The organism is Pseudomonas sp. 3-2 (genome assembly GCF_019710535.1).
Taxonomy (GTDB): domain Bacteria; phylum Pseudomonadota; class Gammaproteobacteria; order Pseudomonadales; family Pseudomonadaceae; genus Aquipseudomonas; species Aquipseudomonas pharyngis.
This window is the reverse complement of record NZ_CP081200.1, coordinates 3,279,634-3,296,432: the sequence shown is the minus strand read 5'-3', so window position 1 is coordinate 3,296,432 and position 16,799 is coordinate 3,279,634. Positions and strand designations below refer to the sequence as shown.

The 16,799-nt window shown below is 59.5% G+C and carries 13 protein-coding genes; 2 read left to right on the top strand and 11 right to left on the bottom strand.

Annotation, left to right across the window (positions count from 1 at the left end):
* Window position 1 precedes the first annotated feature (1 nt).
* From K3819_RS14845 to K3819_RS14810, 8 genes are all read right to left on the bottom strand, one after another.
* Window positions 2-1,351: an HlyD family type I secretion periplasmic adaptor subunit gene (locus K3819_RS14845; protein WP_221397321.1), complete on the bottom strand. Its 1,350-nt coding sequence runs from the start codon at window positions 1,349-1,351 to the stop codon at window positions 2-4.
* Window positions 1,348-3,135, bottom strand: coding sequence for a type I secretion system permease/ATPase (locus K3819_RS14840; protein WP_064596529.1), 1,788 nt, complete (start codon window positions 3,133-3,135; stop codon window positions 1,348-1,350). The genes K3819_RS14845 and K3819_RS14840 overlap by 4 nt, the downstream gene beginning before the upstream one ends.
* Before the next feature lie 205 nt (window positions 3,136-3,340).
* Window positions 3,341-3,769, bottom strand: coding sequence for an AprI/Inh family metalloprotease inhibitor (locus tag K3819_RS14835; RefSeq protein WP_158090081.1), 429 nt, complete (start codon window positions 3,767-3,769; stop codon window positions 3,341-3,343).
* 93 nt (window positions 3,770-3,862) lie between these two features.
* The gene (locus K3819_RS14830; RefSeq protein ID WP_221397320.1) at window positions 3,863-5,329 is read right to left on the bottom strand and encodes a serralysin family metalloprotease; all 1,467 of its coding nucleotides are present in this window, start codon (window positions 5,327-5,329) and stop codon (window positions 3,863-3,865) included.
* Between the two features lie 388 nt (window positions 5,330-5,717).
* Window positions 5,718-6,803, bottom strand: a complete 1,086-nt coding sequence (locus K3819_RS14825; RefSeq protein ID WP_221397319.1) for a polyamine ABC transporter substrate-binding protein — start codon at window positions 6,801-6,803, stop codon at window positions 5,718-5,720.
* A 56-nt stretch (window positions 6,804-6,859) separates the two neighbouring features.
* Entirely contained in the window at window positions 6,860-7,204 is a 345-nt protein-coding gene (locus tag K3819_RS14820; RefSeq protein ID WP_221397318.1) for a cupin domain-containing protein, read from the bottom strand.
* A 29-nt stretch (window positions 7,205-7,233) separates the two neighbouring features.
* Window positions 7,234-8,640 carry an FAD-binding oxidoreductase gene (locus K3819_RS14815; protein ID WP_221397317.1) on the bottom strand — a complete coding sequence of 469 codons (1,407 nt, stop codon included), beginning with the start codon at window positions 8,638-8,640 and terminating at the stop codon, window positions 7,234-7,236.
* 51 nt (window positions 8,641-8,691) lie between these two features.
* Window positions 8,692-9,507: an AraC family transcriptional regulator gene (locus tag K3819_RS14810; RefSeq protein WP_221397316.1), complete on the bottom strand. Its 816-nt coding sequence runs from the start codon at window positions 9,505-9,507 to the stop codon at window positions 8,692-8,694.
* 263 nt (window positions 9,508-9,770) lie between these two features.
* Between K3819_RS14810 and K3819_RS14805 the strand changes: the two genes are divergently transcribed.
* A complete protein-coding gene (locus tag K3819_RS14805; protein WP_085610669.1) occupies window positions 9,771-10,043 on the top strand; it encodes a DUF1652 domain-containing protein in 273 nt (90 codons plus the stop codon).
* 58 nt (window positions 10,044-10,101) lie between these two features.
* Here the strand turns inward: K3819_RS14805 and K3819_RS14800 are convergent, their stop codons facing one another.
* Window positions 10,102-12,576, bottom strand: a complete 2,475-nt coding sequence (locus K3819_RS14800; protein WP_221397315.1) for a UvrD-helicase domain-containing protein — start codon at window positions 12,574-12,576, stop codon at window positions 10,102-10,104.
* A 278-nt stretch (window positions 12,577-12,854) separates the two neighbouring features.
* On the opposite strand from K3819_RS14800, the gene K3819_RS14795 reads away from it, so the two are divergent.
* Complete coding sequence (locus tag K3819_RS14795; RefSeq protein ID WP_085610260.1) at window positions 12,855-13,550, top strand: pirin family protein; 696 nt, start codon at window positions 12,855-12,857, stop codon at window positions 13,548-13,550.
* A gap of 61 nt (window positions 13,551-13,611) precedes the next feature.
* On the opposite strand, the gene pgm is transcribed toward K3819_RS14795, so the two are convergent.
* Window positions 13,612-15,258, bottom strand: coding sequence for a phosphoglucomutase (alpha-D-glucose-1,6-bisphosphate-dependent) (gene pgm, locus K3819_RS14790; protein ID WP_085610259.1), 1,647 nt, complete (start codon window positions 15,256-15,258; stop codon window positions 13,612-13,614).
* Window positions 15,259-15,334: 76 nt separating this feature from the next.
* On the bottom strand, window positions 15,335-16,765 hold the full coding sequence (locus K3819_RS14785; RefSeq protein ID WP_221397314.1) for a PLP-dependent aminotransferase family protein: 1,431 nt from the start codon (window positions 16,763-16,765) through the stop codon (window positions 15,335-15,337).
* Between the last annotated feature and the right edge of the window lie 34 nt (window positions 16,766-16,799).

The window sequence follows — 16,799 nt, the reverse complement described above, 5'->3', positions numbered from 1 at the left end:
CTTATTCTTCGGTCAACGCGGAACCGGCGCGGTCGAGCAGCGGCTTGAACAGGTAGTTGAGGAGCGAACGTTCGCCAGTGCGCACGAACATTTCCGCCGGCATGCCGGGTTTGATCACCAGGCCGTTGAGTTTTTCCATGGCCTGATCGCTGACGCTGCTGCGCAACACGTAGTACGGCACGCCGGTTTTCTCGTCGACCATCTGGTCGGCAGAAATCAGGCTGACTTCGCCGGGCACCCGTGGGGTCTTGCTCTGGTTGAACGCGGTGAACAGGATGTCGACCGGCAAGTGGGTGCCGACTTTGTCGATCAGGTTGATCGGCAGGTGCCCTTCGACTTCCAGGCGCGTGCCTTGCGGAACAATTTCCAGCAGGGTTTCGCCCTGACGCACCACGGCGCCTTCGGTGTGCACACCGAGGTTGACGGCCACGCCATCAGCGGTGGCGAGGATTTCGCTGTGTTGCAGGTCGAAACCGGCGGAGGTCAGTTGCTCGGACAGGGTGACGCTTTTCAGTTGCGCGTCGGCCAGCTGGGTGCGGACCTCCTTCTGGTATTCCTCACCGTGTTGTTGCAGCTTCAGGCGGGACTCAAGGATGCCCTGCTCCACTCGGCCACTTTCGCCGGTGTTTTCGGCCAGTTGCTGCTGAACCTGGGACAGCTGACGCTGGTATTCCATCAAGCGGTTGCGCGGGATGTAGCCGTTGTCGGCCAGCGGTTGCAGGTTGCTCAACTGCTGTTGCAGCGAATCGGCTTGAGCGTTGAGGTCAGTTCGGGCGCGGCGCATGCCCGCCAGCTGCGCGGTGGCGCCCTCGATGCTCGCGCGCAGGGCGGCCTGTTCGCGGGCAAACGCTTCGCGACGGCTGCTGAACAATTGCCGCTGACCTTCCAGCACCAGCGCCAGGCGCGGATCGGCGTTGTCGCTCAGTTCTGCCGGAAACGTCACTTGTTTGAGGTTGTCACGCTCGGCCTGCCAGCGCGCCAGGCTGGCCCAGGCCATGCGGTATTGCGCCTGAAGTGACTGCACGTCGGCGGCAACCTGGGTCTGGTCGAGGCGGAACAAGGGCTGGCCCTGCTTCACGATTTCGCCTTCACGCACCAGAATCCGGCTGACCACGCCGCTGCTCATCGACTGCACGGCCTTGCGCTTGCCCGACACCACCACGGTGCCCTGCACCGGAATGCCCTGATCCAGCGGCGCCAATGCCGCCCAGGTGAAGAAACTGCCAGCGCCGACCAGCGCCAGAATCCAGCCCATGCGGGCGAAGAACTTCGCATCGCGCTCCGGGCGTTCGGTGATGTACGCGTGTTCCATGTTTGCTTCGTTTTGCGTGTTCATGCTCGCGCTGCTCATACACCCGAATTCCTTGTCGTCGGCTGATACTGTCGGCTCATGCTGAGCCCGGCCGGTGCTTGCGCAGGTTTTTCGTTTGGTTGTGGCGGGTTGCCGGGCTGGTTACCGGACAGTGCCTTGAGCACATCATGGCTCGGGCCGAAGGCCTGCAGACGGCCGTCGTTGAGTACCAGCAGCTTGTCGGCCTGAGCCAGTACCGAAGAACGGTGGGTGACCAGTACCACGGTGGTGCCCTGGGCCTTGAGCTGCACGATCGCGCTGGACAACGCGGCTTCGCCGACGGTGTCGAGGTTGGAATTCGGCTCATCCAGCACTACCAGGCTCGGGTTGCCGTACAGCGCACGGGCCAGTGCCACACGCTGTTTCTGGCCGCCGGACAAACCGCTGCCGTCCTCGCCCAATTGCGTGTCGTAGCCTTGTGGCATGCGCAGGATCAGTTCGTGCACGCCGGCCTGTTGCGCGGCAGCCACGACCTTTTGCGGGTCAGCTTCACTGAAGCGCGCAATGTTCTCGGCGATGCTGCCGCTGAACAGCTCGATGTCCTGCGGCAGATAGCCGATGTATGGGCCGAGCTGATCGCGGTTCCAACGGTGGATGTCGGCGCCGTCCAGACGTACCGTGCCACCAAGGGCCGGCCATACGCCGACCAGCACACGCGCCAGGGTCGATTTTCCGGAACCGGAGGCACCGAGCACGCCCAGCACTTCACCGGCCGCCAGGTTGAAGTTGACCATGTGCAGGGTCGCGGAGCGTTGACCCGGAGGGCCGGCGCTGACTTGTTCAAAGGTGATCTGGCCTTTCGGCGCCGGCAGCGCCATGGCGTCATCGCTCGGCGGGAAAGCTTGCAGCAACGCATCGAGGCGACGATAAGCCAGCTTCGCCCCGCTCCACTGCTTCCACACGGCGATCAACTGGTCGATCGGGCTCAGTACCCGGCCCATCAGAATGGAGCCGGCGATCATCATCCCGGCGGTCATGTCACCCTTGATCACCAGCAGTGCGCCGAGGCCCAGCACCAGCGATTGCAGGCACAGACGCAAGGTTTTGCTCAGCGAGCTGATCACCGCGCCAGTGTCGCTGGCCTGATTCTGCAGGCCGAGGAAGCGCGAGTGCACCTGGAACCAGCGCTTGCGCAAGGCGCCGAGCATGCCCATGGCTTGAATGGTTTCGGCGTTGTGCAAGTGGCTGGTGGCCAACTGGCTGGATTTCTGCGAATAACCGGCGGCTTCGCCCAGCGGCTTCTTGGTCATGTATTCGTTCAGGCACGCCAGCGCGATCAGCAGCAACGCTCCCGCTGTGGCCAGCACGCCGAGCCAGACGTTGAACAGGTAAATCACAAACAGATAAACCGGGAACCACGGCGCATCGAAGAACGCGAACAGCGCAGGCCCGGTGACGAATTGGCGAATGTGGGTCAGGTCGCCCAGGGACTGCCCGGCGTTGCCCTCGCCCTTGAACAGGTTACGTTCGAAAGCTGCCTGATAGACCCGCAGGTTGAAGCGGCGCTCCAACTGGCTGCCGATGCGGATCACGATAAAGCTGCGCACCACTTCCAGCAGGCCGATAAACGCGAAGAAACCGACGACCATCAGCGACAGCATCGCCAGGGTAGTTTCGTTCTGCGAAGACAGCACCCGGTCGTAGACCTGGAGCATATATATGGAAGGCACCAGCATCAGCACGTTAATCAGTGCGGTAAAGCATCCAACGCTGATCAGAATGCTTTTATAGTCACCCAATGCCTTGAATAAGGGAGCGGTGGCTTGGGCCTTCGCCATCTTCATTGATTATTCCTGAAATGGTATTTCCCGCCCTGCTTGGCGAGACTTCAAATTGATTGCTCGCCATGAGAGCGAGACATACACCGCCAGCATTTGCTTACACTTCAATAACAACTTCCCCGATTAAAACCGGCCTCCGTGTTATTGCACTGCGGCTTATAACTGTAACGGGGTGCTTTATATTTAAACGGTCAGTCGGTTTTGGTCATCAAGGTTGCTGTACAGCACGCTTGAGTGTAATCACCAGGCCCGACTTCAAAGTGCTCAGATAAAGCCCATCACGTTGTCGGCTGAAAAACTGGATTCTTGAGCCTTCCTTGCCAGTGATCGACAGACCGTCAGGATCGGGGAACCAGCCGATGGCAGCGTCCTGCAACCACGCGCTCAGGCAATCGGCACCTTTGCCCAAGGTCCGGTTGGCTTCGAGATCGATCTGGCAGGTATTCGACGGTTTGTCCTGCATCGCTTGTGCTTCGGCGCTGTCACTGCGGGCACTCAGGGTCGCTTGCCACTGCCCGGCAAATAGCGATGGGTCTTCGAGTCTCAGGCTGCTTGCCATGGTTGTTTCTCCGGAAATCATCATCAGCATCGGCAACAAGTACGCCGCCGCATTGCGGGTAAAAGCGAATTGGATCATAGGAAATTTCACTCCGGCACGTAGCCTTGCTTACCGGCCATGGCGATGCAAGTAAAGAAAGCGGCGCATCACGCACCGCTTTCCCGTGTTACATCACGCCACGATGTCGCTGAGAGCCGCCTGGCCAACGGTGCTGACCTGGAAATCAGCCACGCCGTGCCCGGAGAAGTCCACCGACAGCAGGCTGTTGCCGCCCGACGACGTCAGAACCGCATCACCCGCCGCGCCGGTGAAGGCGCTGACGAAGTGCAGGCCGGCACCCTTGGTGATACCGGTCAGGTCGATTTTGTCCAGGCCACTGACGAAATCGAGGATCTGATCGATCGCACCCGGCTTGGAGTCGGAGCTGGCCGCGAACACAAAGGTGTCCGAACCCGCGCCGCCCCACAGCTTGTCGGCACCCCCGCCACCCCAGATGATGTCGTTACCGGCACCGCCCTTGAGCTCGTTGGCCGCGCTGTTGCCGATCAGCAGGTCGTTGCCCGAACCGCCGATGGCGTTCTCGATGGTGACGCCCTTGGCGATGGACACGTTGCCCACCAGGCCGCCAACGTCGGAGAACGAGGCTTCATTGAGGTTGATCTTCTGGTTCTGGGTGAAGCCCGAGAAGTCGAAGGTGTCCTTGCCGCCCGCATCCCACACCGAGAACACCAGCTTGTCGGCCGACGACGAGGCGCTGAGGAAATCGCGACCGGCGTTGGAGTTGAAGCCGTAGGTGGTGTCACCGGTTCGGGTGGTCATGTTGGCGCCGTAGAGCTTCTGGATCGCTGCGATGTCATCCATCAGCGGACCGGAGGAATAGGCTTCCACGCCGCCCTTGCTGAAGTTCTGGCTGGTGTTGCTTTCGCTCCAGTAGCTCATGACGCTGTAGCCGCGGGTGTCTTGACCGTAGGTCGCGTCATTGTAGGTCGGGTTGCCGTTGCCGGCGTTGTAGTCGCCCGGGTGCGCCAGGCCAAGGGTGTGGCCGATTTCGTGGGTCAGGGTCTGACGGCCGTAGTTGTTCAGGTCCGGGGTCTTGTTCTGCGTGTAACCGCTGTTGATCAAGTACCACGAAGTGCCGTCGTAACCCGGACCGGTGCCCGGCAGGTAGGCGAACGCTGCTGCGCCGTCCACGCCACCGCTGTAGTTGGCGAAGGTCATGTGGCCATCACCGCCCGACGCTTTCTCGGTGAAGGTGACGTTGGCCACGTCGGCCCAGGATTGCATGGCGAGCACGGCCTGGGCTTTCTGTTGAGCACTGAACTGACTGAACCCGGTGATCCCGTGCTTGTTCATCGTGCTGGACGATACCGAAGTCAGGAACGTGTAGGTAAGTTCGATCTTGCCGCTGCCATCCTTGTCCTGGTAGGCAGCGCCGTCGCGCAGCAACTGGGTTGCGGCCTGGTCGACGGAAAAGGAGGGTTTGCCATTGACCGTGAGGTTACCGCCACGATCGTACTGGTGGCTGAAGCCATTGATCTGGTTATACGCCGTGCTGGTCGCTGCCAGAGGTTGCGGCGCCGCGTTCAGCTCAAAAGCCTGTTCGGCGGTATCAATAGCGTTAGCTTTTACTTTCGACATAAACACACTTCCTTGTTTAGCAATGGAACAGTTTTTGTCCGATAGCGACAACCTCTGGCGAGATTGTCCTATCACTCGCCCAATGAAGGCGTAAGAAACCTGACACAATTTGAAATCTGTCGTCTAGCATTTTTTCGAGATCAAATTGAACTGTTCCGGGAAACTCCCGTAAACAAAGCACGTGCTGCCAAAAGAAGTTTGAAAGTGTGGTGAGGCTGCCTAATTGTCTGACGATTTCTTATTTAAATATTAAATATCAGTAAGTTGTTTTTTGTTAGCAGCGTCTCACTTTGCTGCACTTTACCGATGCAATGCCAGTGGTTTGATATCAAGTTGATCCAACAGAACATAGTCAGGCGAGGGCTGTGCCGCCCTCGCCTTTTTTCCTTCAGCTACCGGTCCGAATCTTGTTCCACACCCGCGTCCGGATCCGGTCAATGTTCAACGGCATCGCCTCCAGCGCAAACAGCTTGCCCATCATCTCCGGACTCGGATAAACCTTGGTGTCGTTCTTGATCGCCGGATCGATCAGGCTGTCCGCCTGCTCGTTACCATTGGCGTAGTGCACGTAGTTACTGATGCCAGCCATCACGTCCGGGCGCAGCAGGTAGTTCATGAACGCGTAACCGGCCTTCTCGTCCGGTGCGTCGGCGGGCATGGCGACCATGTCGAACCAGATGGCGGCACCTTCCTTGGGAATTTCGTAGCCGATGTCGATGCCGTTCTTCGCCTCTTTGGCGCGGTTTTCCGCTTGCAGGATGTCGCCGGAGAAACCGACAGCCACGCAAATGTCGCCATTGGCCAGGTCGCTGGTGTACTTCGAGGAATGGAAGTAGCTGACATACGGCCGCACTTTCATCAGCAGCGCTTCAGCTTTCTTGTAGTCCTCGGGGTTCTTGCTGTGATGCGGCAACCCCAGGTAGTTGAGCGCTGCCGGCAACAGTTCCGGGCCGTTGTCGAGGATTGCCACACCGCATTTCTGCAGTTTTTCCATGTATTCGGGTTTGAAAATCAGATCCCAGGAGTCCACCGGCGCGTTGTCACCCAGCACGGCCTTGACCTTGGCGATGTTGTAGCCGATGCCGGTGCTGCCCCACAGGTACGGAAAGCCGTGTTCGTTGCCCGGATCGTTGGTCTGCAGGGCTTTGAGCAATACCGGGTTGAGGTTCTTCCAGTTGGGCAGCTGGCTCTTGTCGAGCTTCTTCAGCGCCCCGCCCTCGATCTGCCGCGCCATGAAGTGGTTGGAGGGAAACACCACGTCGTAACCGGATTTGCCGGTCATCAGCTTGCCGTCGAGGGTTTCGTTGCTGTCGTAGACGTCATAGGTAACGCCGATGCCGCTGGCCTTTTCGAAGTTCTTGGCGGTGTCCGGCGCGATGTAGTCGGACCAGTTGTAAACCTTGACCGTATCCGCGGCCTGAGCAAGGGAAACGGCGAGCATCAAAGGTGCGAGCGCGAGGGTCTTTCGGATCATGGATCGATTCCTGTATTGGCTATTGTTGTTGGCAGGCAATCAAAAGGATCAAAACGTCAGAAAATCAGGACATAGGTCTTGCGTACGGTTTCCTCGATGTCCCAGATCCCGAGCGTATTGGCCGGCAACATCAGTGCGTCGCCACCTTGTATGTGCAGGGTTTCGCCGCCGTCGTCCGGGGTGAACGTGCAGCGACCGGAAATGAAATGGCAGAACTCTTGAGCAGTGATCTGCCGGCGCCAGCGACCTGGGGTGCATTCCCAGACGCCGGTTTCGACGCCGTCGTCGCGCTCGACGCTGGTGGTCGAGGCAATCGCTACCGGCGTGCCGAGCGGCACGGCCACGGGGTTTGAATCTTCCAGTTGCAACGTGGCGGTGTTCTTGAATTGGGTGATGCTCATGGCGTTACCTGTCTGGTAGTAAACAACGTTCAGTGCATGAAACCTTCCATGAACCCGGCCACCTGGCGGGCAAGCTTGCGCCGCCAGGGCGCAGTCGCCGGGTTGGCCAGGGTCTGGTCTTCGTGGACGAAGCTTTTGATGATCGCGTTGTAGCCGAGCCAGCGGCACGGTTCCGGCTCCCAGGCGCGCAATGCGTGGATCCCGCCATCGGGCAGCACCCATGGTTGATGCGTCAGCTCGGTGTCGCGCTCGAGAATCAGATCCGCAAGCGTCCGCCCGCCCAGATTGGAAGCGCCGACACCCTCCCCGCCATAGCCGCCGGACAGCGCGATGCCGTTGGCCCGATCGCAGAGCATGTGCGGTTTGAAATGCCGGGACATGCCGAGGTTGCCGCCCCAGGCGTGGGTGATCTGTACGTTTTTCAGTTGTGGGAACAGTTCGCCGAACAGGTAGCGCCGCAGTTCGACTTCATCGCGGGTCAGGTCGAAGTTATGCCGCAGTTGGCCGGCGAATTGATAACCGCCACGGGCGCCGAAGATCAGGCGGTTGTCGGCGCTACGCTGGCCGTAAGTGACCTGACGGCTGAACTCGCTGAAAGCCTGGCCCCGACTGAGGCCGATTGCATCCCAGGTCGCAGCGGGCAACGGCTCGGTGGCGACGATCAGGCTTTGCACCGGCAATTGATAACGACCCAGCGGTGGCAGCGTGACGGAATAGCCTTCGATGGCCGGAACGATCCAGCGACTGCGCACACTGGCGTTGTCGGTCCGCAGGCTGCCGGCCTGCCAATGGGTCACCGGGCTGTTTTCGTAAATCTTCACCCCCAGGCCTTCGACGGCTCGCGCCAGACCGCGCACCAGTTTCGCCGGGTGAATGGTCGCCACATGCGGGGCGAAGATGGCGCCGTAGGGTTTGGCAATGCGCAGCTGCTGCGCCAGTTGCTCCGGGCTGAGCCAACGGTAATCGTCGTCGGTCAGGCCTTGGGCGTGGAGCTTTTTCAGGTAGTCGCGAAGACTGGCTTCCTGCTCGGGATAGCGCGCGGCGCAATACAGCACTCCGCCCTTACGGTAGTCGCAGTCGATGCCTTCGCGTTCCAGGACGATTTCTACTTCATCGGGAATGCTGTGCAACAGGTCGAACGAAGCGCGGCGTTGTTGTGGTGACAGGCCCGCCAGCAAACGATCCTCGCCCAGCAGATTGCCCATCAACCAGCCGCCGTTGCGACCGGACGCGCCGAACCCGGCGGTTTGCGCTTCGATGATGGCAATGTTCAGGCTCGGCGCCTGTTGTTTCAGGTAGTACGCAGTCCACAGTCCGGTGTAACCGGCGCCGATGATCGCCACGTCGACATCCAGGTCCTGCGCAAGCGACGGGCGCGCGGTCAGCGGCTCGTCGAGTTGGTCCATCCACAAACTGATAGTGCGCCACGCCGGCATGCAAGACTCCGCCAATCCAGGTTTCGATGGCGTCGATCCTAGTGGCTGGACTCAGAGATTGTCTTGCGCGCGTGTCCGCAAAGAAATTTGCTTCGCATAAGCTTTTGGCGACTGCCCTGTGTGCTGGCGAAAGCAGCTATAGAAAGCCGACAGTGAATTGAACCCGGCGGCAAACGCCAGTTCGTCGATGCGCAGTGGCGGCGTAGCGTTGTCCAGCGACTGCAATAGATGTTGCAGACGCGCCTGATTGACGTAACGGTAGAAGCTCTGCCCCAGCACCTGATTCAACAGGTACGAAATCTGGTTGCGGCTGTACCCGCACTCCTTCGCCACCCGTTGCAGGTCGAGTTCGGGGTCGAGATAAGGCTGCTGACGCTGAAAATACTGCTGCAGGTCATCGGCCATGAAGCTCAACTGGCGCGGCGACAGGCCCAGGCGACTCACCGCCGGACGCTGGCGGGTTGTCGTCGGACTTTCAGCCTGCTCACGCACCAACGATGCATATTCGTTGACCCGCCAGATCCGCCCGTCCTTGACCGTGATCGCTTCACTGGAACGAAACGACACCAGTCCGTTACCGCCGCGTAACGTCACTTCGTATTGAATGAAGGCGGTGCTGCCGTCGATACGGATGCGGTCGCAATGCTCCAGCGCTTCGTCGGACTCGCGGGGCATGCTGACCCGAACGTACTCGCGCAACTCGTCGAGGCCGAGCACGCGGTTCTGGAAAAAATCGTTGTACTGGATGTCCGGGTGGTACAGCGCCATCACGCCATCCAGGTCCCGGTGTTTCCAGCACAGGTGATAGCGCATGACCGTCTCGGCCGTAGCCTGGCTCTGATCCGGGCCGTCATCATCGGAGTGCATAAGAGACTCTTGGAAAAAGAACCGAGCTTGCCCAACTTCCGGCGCTGCTTCAACAACCGGTGGTGATGGCATTTTGGCGACGATTGGGGTGGATCGTGACTTACATCAAAAGAATCCTCGCGATCGCTAAATGAACTGAAAATTCTCACAGGAATTTCACATTCAGATGCTACTTTTAAAGGCAGTCACCGGTTGAGCCAATGAAGGCTCTTCCCACCTACCATGAGCAAACGGAAGCGCTCGATGAAGAAGGCGGGCAACACATGATCAAAGGGTCAAGCAAAGTCACGTTCCCCAATGCCTGCCAGCTGATGCGCTGGCATTTTCATCCCATGGGTTTCGAGGCGACCATGGATGCGCCTGGCAGTCTGGTCGCTCGCCTGTTCGATCGGGCCAGCGGCGAAACCTTGATTGCCATCGCCGGCATCCCCTGTGCCACGGTGATGAACGCGGCGGATGTGGAGCGAATAATCGAAGCCGTCGAGGACGAACTGGAGGCTTTCATTCCTCCGGAATCTCTCAAGAGTTACGCGTAACTGGCTGATTTAGAATAAAAAAGCCCGCCTTGTGCGGGCTTTTTCATGGGCATTGGATTCAGGCCATTTTCTTTTCCGGACGATGATCGACGAAGAACGGTTTGCCTTTGGCAATCCGGTCCGAAGCCCGAGGCATGTTGACCGCCTGAGTGTCTTGAGGCTCGACATACCAGTAGCAATGGCTGACCGCGCGAGTGATGCCGACGTAAGCCAGGCGCAGGATTTCGTCTTTTTGCGCGCTGTCGTACGGTTCGCTGTCGCCGGCCTTGCCCAGTCCGGCCATGCGGTACACCTGATTCTTGTACGGTGAGCTGGTCAGATGCTGGCAGTCACCCAGCAGGAAAACCGCGTCGGCCTGCAGACCTTTTGCGCTGTGATACGTCAGTTGTTTCAGGCGACGGGACTCGTACGGCAAGCTCGAATCAACATTAACTACTGACTGAATATGCTGTTCTATCAGTAACTTATCGCTGCTTTTTCGATAGAGCATCAGGATTGAATCGCCCTTTCGGTAGTGTTCCGCCAGGCGCTGGCCGAGTGCCTGATCGTCGCGTTCCAGCACGTTGACTGGCTGCAACGGCCTCTCCTCGCCGCTGGCCTTGGCCTTCTTGCCCGGGATCGCCGGCGCTGCCCGGACGATGTGTTCTGCCGCGTCGATGATGTGCTGATGGCTGCGATAGTTGTCGCTGAGCATCACCCGCGTCGTGCTCGGCGACGGGAATTCCTTGTTGAACTCCATGAAATAGCTCGGCGAACTGCCGCGCCAGCCATAGATCGATTGCCAGTCATCGCCCACGCAAAGCAGCGACGATCGCTGCGCACCTCGTCCGACGTGCATGGCCGGGCCACGACTGCGGATTTCCGAGAGGCTGGCACGAATCCACGAGACGATTTGCGGTGAGACATCCTGAAACTCATCGATCATCAGGTGCGACATTGGCCGCAGCAGTTCATCGCTGAGCAATTTGAAGTTTTCCGGTGAGTGCTCGCTGAACAGGGCAAACATCCGGTTGTAGGTCATGACCGGCGGCTTCTGATCCAGCAAGTGATCTTCCAGCGCTCGCCAGAACAGGCTTAAAGCTTCGAAGAAAAACCGGTCCGGATCGTCCTTGGCGAAATTCATGCGGCCAACGGCGTCCGGAACATCCAGGCCCAGGTTCTCGATGAAGCCTGCGGCAGCGACAAAACAATCGAGCAACGGCGCGGATGCCAGCTCGCCTTTGACCTTGTAATCGAAGCCCGGGCCGGCGCTGGCATCGCCCGCCAGCGTGGCCAATACACGTCTGGATGATTCGTAACTATCAAGCCATATCAACGGCTTACGGCAGAAAGCTTGAAACAGGGTGCGCTTGACTGCCCACTCTGCACGAACCGTCAGCTTGGCGTTGGGACGGCAAACCTGCGAGTTTTCCCGAGGATCGAAACCCAACACGACCCAGGCATCCAGGCTCGGAATGTAACCATGGCAATGGAACGATGCGCCGTTGATTTCGAATGTCTGGCGGCTCGGTTCGATGCCCTTGATCGGCCAGGCGCCCGCACGCAGCCACATGTCTTCGATCATGTCGCACAGCTCTTCATCGCGACGGGCCGCCAGTTCTGTCACAGCGACGCGTTTTTGCACGTCCGGGTGATCGCGTTCCAGCTCTTTAAGCTGCAAGGCGTGCCGGGACAGCGGCTGGATCAGTTGCGCAAAGCGCGGATCTTCTTTGTAGAGACGGTGGTAACAGGCGTTGAGCTGCTGACGCTGCGCGTCGTTGATACGCAGATCGAACGGATTGCTGTCGACGTCTTCATCTGCACCCGGCGCGCGGTGGCTGAGGTTTTCGAATGCCTGCAAGCGCTCGAATCCGGGCAGACTGCGAACCATCGGCAAGATCCGCGAGTGGAAAGTGCGCACCAGATCCTTCGCAGCTTTCTGACTGAGTACCCGGTCCCATAACGCAAACAGTTCGATCAGTTTGCTGATGAAATCCTTGCGCGACTCGCGGGTGAAGGTCACCACGGTCATCGAATCGAGCTCGAAGCCCAGGTAGTGAGTCAGCAGCAGGATCCGCAACACCAGCGTGGTCGACTTGCCGGCTCCGGCCCCGGCAATCACTGATGTTGACGGCGTATCGCTGAAAATCATCTTCCATTGCGCCGCGCTCGGCTGGGCGTGCGCAGGCAGCAGACGCGCGACGTCGGCTTTCATGCGCTTCTTCAGTTCTGCGCTGAGCGGCAGGCGCCAGTCGTCGAACAGGTGATTGTCGATGCCCGGCGGGCGATGCTCGGTATTGCGGCTGTCGCGGATCAACAAGACCTGGCGCCCCTCTTCCAGCCCGTCAGCCTTGCCTTCCTTGTACCCGTAATCCACGCCGGCGGTATGTCCGCTGCGAAAGCCGTCAGCCTGACCGTGCAGCCACGAGGCACGGTGTTGGGCGCGTAGTTGCGTCAGACCGTGGCCAAGGAAACGCGCCGCCAGGCGTTTGAACCAGGGCATCTCGGCCAAGGGACGAAGTTCGGGAGGAAGATCGGGGGTGTGTTGCGCCACGCTGACGGACTCCGGATGTGAGGCTGTTGAGGGCTATGGTGTCTGCATTTGCTTTTTTGTTCTAGTGAAATGCTTACAGGTCATTGGTTTAGGCGATGAATTGAAGGTGAGATGAGACGGTTTCGAGCTTTTTAAATATCAATTGATTCGATTGGAATGCCGCAGTTTTTACGCTTTTTCTCGATGGTTGACTGATAGATGATGGCTGCCATCAATCACCGGTCTCGCTTCGTGGCTCAGGCATCACGCCCCATGACGAACCTTTTGAGGAGACGATCATGCTTGAACTCAGACCTTTCAGCTCGCTGGGCGGCGCCCATCACGGCTGGTTGGATGCCCATCACCATTTTTCGTTCGCCGAGTACTACGATCCGCAACGCATGAGCTGGGGCAACCTGCGTGTATGGAATGACGACATCATTGCCGCCGGCACGGGCTTCCCTACCCACCCGCACCGCGACATGGAAATCATCACTTATGTGCGTGAAGGTGCGATCAGCCACCAGGACAACCTGGGCAACAAGGGCCGCACCGAGGCTGGCGACGTGCAAGTGATGAGCGCCGGCACCGGGATCGCCCACAGCGAATACAACCTGGAAGCCACGGACACCAAGATTTTCCAGATCTGGATTCTGCCGACCGAAACCGGCGCACCACCGTCATGGGGCGCCAAACCGTTCCCGAAAGGCGACCGCGAAGGTTTCGTAACCCTCGCCAGCGGCAAGACTGGCGACGATCAGAGCCTGCGCATCCGCGCCGACGCACGCCTGGTGGCGGCCAATATCAAGGCCGGGGAAACCGCTGAATATCGCCTCGATGCAGGACGTCGCGCGTATCTGGTTCCGGCGACGGGCGTCATTGAAGTCAACGGCTTGCGCGCACAAGCTCGAGACGGTGTGGCGGTGGCTGATGAACAAGTGCTGACCGTCACGGCGCTGGAAGACAGCGAGATCGTGTTGGTGGATCTGGCCTGATAGGCGAATCGCGGGGCAAAAAAAGGGCGACCTCAGGGTCGCCCTTTTCCGTTGTCTGGATTTACTGGGTGCTGATCGCACCGTCTACCAGGGTTTGCGCTTCGGCCACCAGTTGCTTGAGGTGGTCGTCGCCGATGAAGCTTTCGGCGTAGATCTTGTAGATGTCTTCAGTACCCGACGGACGCGCAGCGAACCAGCCGTTTTCGGTCATCACTTTCAGACCGCCAATGGCCTGATCGTTACCCGGAGCCTTGCTGAGAATGCTCTGGATCTTCTCACCCGCCAGTTCGGTCGAGGTGACCTGCTCCGGCGACAGCTTGCTCAGCAGGGCCTTCTGCTCCGGGTTGGCCTTGGCATCGACTCGCACCGAGAACGGCTCGCCCAGCTCCTCGGTCAGTGCACGGTAGGCCTGGCTTGGGTCGCGGCCGGTGCGGGCAGTCATTTCAGCGGCCAGCAGGGCTGGAATCAGGCCGTCTTTGTCGGTGCTCCAGACACCGCCGTCCTTGCGCAGGAACGAGGCGCCAGCGCTTTCTTCGCCGCCAAACCCCAGCGAACCGTCGAACAGACCGTCAGCGAACCATTTGAAACCGACCGGCACTTCGTAGAGACGACGGCCCAGTCGCTTGGCCACGCGATCGATCAGACCGCTGCTGACCACGGTTTTACCCACGGCTGCATCGGCGCGCCATTGTGGACGGTTCTGGAACAGGTAGTCGATCGACACGGCCAGGTAGTTGTTCGGTGCCAGCAAACCGCCGGACGGTGTGACGATGCCATGGCGGTCATGATCCGGATCACAGGCGAAGGCCACGTCAAAGCGCTCTTTCAGACCGATCAGACCTTGCATGGCATGGCTGGACGATGGGTCCATGCGAATCTGCCCGTCCCAGTCGACGGTCATGAAACGGAACGTCGAATCGACTTCCTTGTTCACCACGTCCAGGTCCAGACGATAGTGCTCGGCAATCGCCGACCAGTAGCGCACCCCTGCTCCGCCCAGCGGATCGACGCCCAAGCGCAGTTTGGCGCCGCGAATGGCATCAAAGTCGATGACGTTGATCAGATCGGCCACGTAGGTGTTCACGTAGTCGTGGCGATGGGTGGTGCTGGCTTTGAGCGCCTGCTCGTAGCTGATGCGTTTGACGCCGGCCAGTTTATTGGCCAGCAGTTCGTTGGCCTTGGCTTCGATCCACTTGGTGATGTGGGTGTCGGCCGGGCCACCGTTGGTTGGGTTGTACTTGTAGCCACCGCTTTGAGGCGGGTTGTGCGACGGGGTGATGACGATGCCGTCGGCAAGACCCGTGGTGCGACCACGGTTGTAGCAAAGAATGGCGTGAGAAACCGCCGGGGTCGGCGTGTATTCATCACCTTCGGCGATCATCACGGTCACACCGTTGGCGGCCAGTACTTCCAGGGCGCTGGCCCCTGCCGGAGTCGACAGCGCGTGGGTATCGATGCCGACGAACAGCGGCCCGGTGATGCCCTGGGCTTCGCGATACAGGCAGATCGCCTGGCTGATGGCCAGAACGTGCCACTCGTTGAAACTCAAATCAAAGGAACTGCCCCGGTGCCCGGAGGTGCCGAACGCCACGCGCTGGGTGGAAACCGAGGCGTCGGGTTGACCGGTGTAATACGCCGTAACCAGTCGCGGGATGTCGACCAACAATTCTGCCGGTGCCGGTTTGCCCGCAAAAGGACTGAGTGTCATGCAAAACCTCTGAAATAGAGTGGTTCAAGAAATTACAAGGGAGTTTACTGGCAGTTTGTCCGGAGTGCGATGGGGTCTATTGCACACAGACCGGGTGTTTTCGAACATCCGCCCGCGGAGCCAGTCGTAACGCATCCCCAAGCAATCCGACAAGTCTTAACAACTCGAGTTCGGCGCTGCCGGTCACACTCAGACGCAGGTTCTGCGCGTGCAGCCCCTGGAGGCTGAACAGCTCTCCGGGTGCAATCAGCACGTGTTGTTTAAGTAGCCGCTGAAACACGGCATCCATGGTGATCGGGCGCGCAGAATGCAGCCAGATCGTTGCACCGCCCCGGGGTTCGATGATCTGCACAATGTCGCCGAGGCGTTCATGTATCAGCTCGATCCATCGCGTCCGACGCTCCCTGAGTATGCGCTTGAGCACCGGCAAGTGCTGGTCGACCCGCCCGCTTCCATAGAGTCGGGCGATGGCCTTTTGCCGGATCGGTGAAAGGCGAAACGAACGCAACAGGAAGTGACGCTGTAAATCGGCGCGCCATTGTCGCGACAGGACAAACCCATAGGGGGCTTCAACCCCGATGATTTTTTCGAACATGGAAAAGATCAACAGCCGGTCGGGATCCACCAGCTCGCGCAGTGGCTCACCGTCATCGTCGTCCAGCAACTCGCCATGACAGTCGTTCTCCAGAACCCAGGTGCCATGATTTGCAAGAAGTTGTGCCACGGCTTGGCGACTGTCCGGAGGGTGACGGCTGCCGTGGGGCATGTTCAGTTTCGAGGACAACAGGATCAGCCGCACCCGCTCGGTTTCGAGCAGCCTCTGCAGTGTCTGCAGATCGAGCGCCCCGTCTGGCTGAATCGGGAGTTCAATGACCCGGACTTCGGCAGACTTAAGCAAGCGCAGGATCATCCAGTCACACGGCGACTCGACGACTACGGTTGAGTGGCGCAGCCCGAGAACTACGATCAGGATTTCCAGCACCCCTCTCAGATCGGCACCGATATAGACATCTTCGGCGTGCCAGCAATGTGTCGCCGACGAGGTGTAGCGGGCCGCCAGCAACGTGCGCAGCTCCAATTCGCCGCAAGGCTGGGCGGGCGTCTGCAAGTGCTGGGGATACTGACGCAGCAGCTCTCGCTCGAGCGTCAGCAAGGGACGATCCAGGGGCTGAACCAACGCCGGCTCATCGGCACTCAGTACCTGCATGCCAGCGCATCTGGCATTGACGTAGACCGTTTCCAGCAAATCACTGCCGCGTCCTGGCGGCATGACCGTCGATGTCGCCTGTGCAAAGTATCCGGACTTGGCCACGGAATAGACCCGGCCTTCTCTCTCCAGCAGCGCGTAGGCGTACTGAACGGTCGAGATCGATACGTTCAACCGTTCGGCCAATTGCCTCAACGATGGCAATCGAATGGCTCCCTGATTGCCCGGTTCGCTGATCAGTTGGGTCAGGTAGCGGTAGACCGCCTGATAGGCAAAATCGGAGGTTTGCGACTCATTCATGAGCCGGTGCCCGTAGATACTTCCCCGTGGCCGG

Bases quoted from the DNA above. Each gene is read 5' to 3' on its own strand.
- K3819_RS14845 (WP_221397321.1), bottom strand. From the start codon at position 1,351: ATGAGCAGCGCGAGCATGAACACGCAAAACGAAGCAAACATGGAACAC.
- K3819_RS14840 (WP_064596529.1), bottom strand. From the start codon at position 3,135: ATGAAGATGGCGAAGGCCCAAGCCACCGCTCCCTTATTCAAGGCATTG.
- K3819_RS14835 (WP_158090081.1), bottom strand. From the start codon at position 3,769: ATGATCCAATTCGCTTTTACCCGCAATGCGGCGGCGTACTTGTTGCCG.
- K3819_RS14830 (WP_221397320.1), bottom strand. From the start codon at position 5,329: ATGTCGAAAGTAAAAGCTAACGCTATTGATACCGCCGAACAGGCTTTT.
- K3819_RS14825 (WP_221397319.1), bottom strand. From the start codon at position 6,803: ATGATCCGAAAGACCCTCGCGCTCGCACCTTTGATGCTCGCCGTTTCC.
- K3819_RS14820 (WP_221397318.1), bottom strand. From the start codon at position 7,204: ATGAGCATCACCCAATTCAAGAACACCGCCACGTTGCAACTGGAAGAT.
- K3819_RS14815 (WP_221397317.1), bottom strand. From the start codon at position 8,640: ATGCCGGCGTGGCGCACTATCAGTTTGTGGATGGACCAACTCGACGAG.
- K3819_RS14810 (WP_221397316.1), bottom strand. From the start codon at position 9,507: ATGCACTCCGATGATGACGGCCCGGATCAGAGCCAGGCTACGGCCGAG.
- K3819_RS14805 (WP_085610669.1), top strand. From the start codon at position 9,771: ATGATCAAAGGGTCAAGCAAAGTCACGTTCCCCAATGCCTGCCAGCTG.
- K3819_RS14795 (WP_085610260.1), top strand. From the start codon at position 12,855: ATGCTTGAACTCAGACCTTTCAGCTCGCTGGGCGGCGCCCATCACGGC.
- pgm (WP_085610259.1), bottom strand. From the start codon at position 15,258: ATGACACTCAGTCCTTTTGCGGGCAAACCGGCACCGGCAGAATTGTTG.
- K3819_RS14785 (WP_221397314.1), bottom strand. From the start codon at position 16,765: ATGAATGAGTCGCAAACCTCCGATTTTGCCTATCAGGCGGTCTACCGC.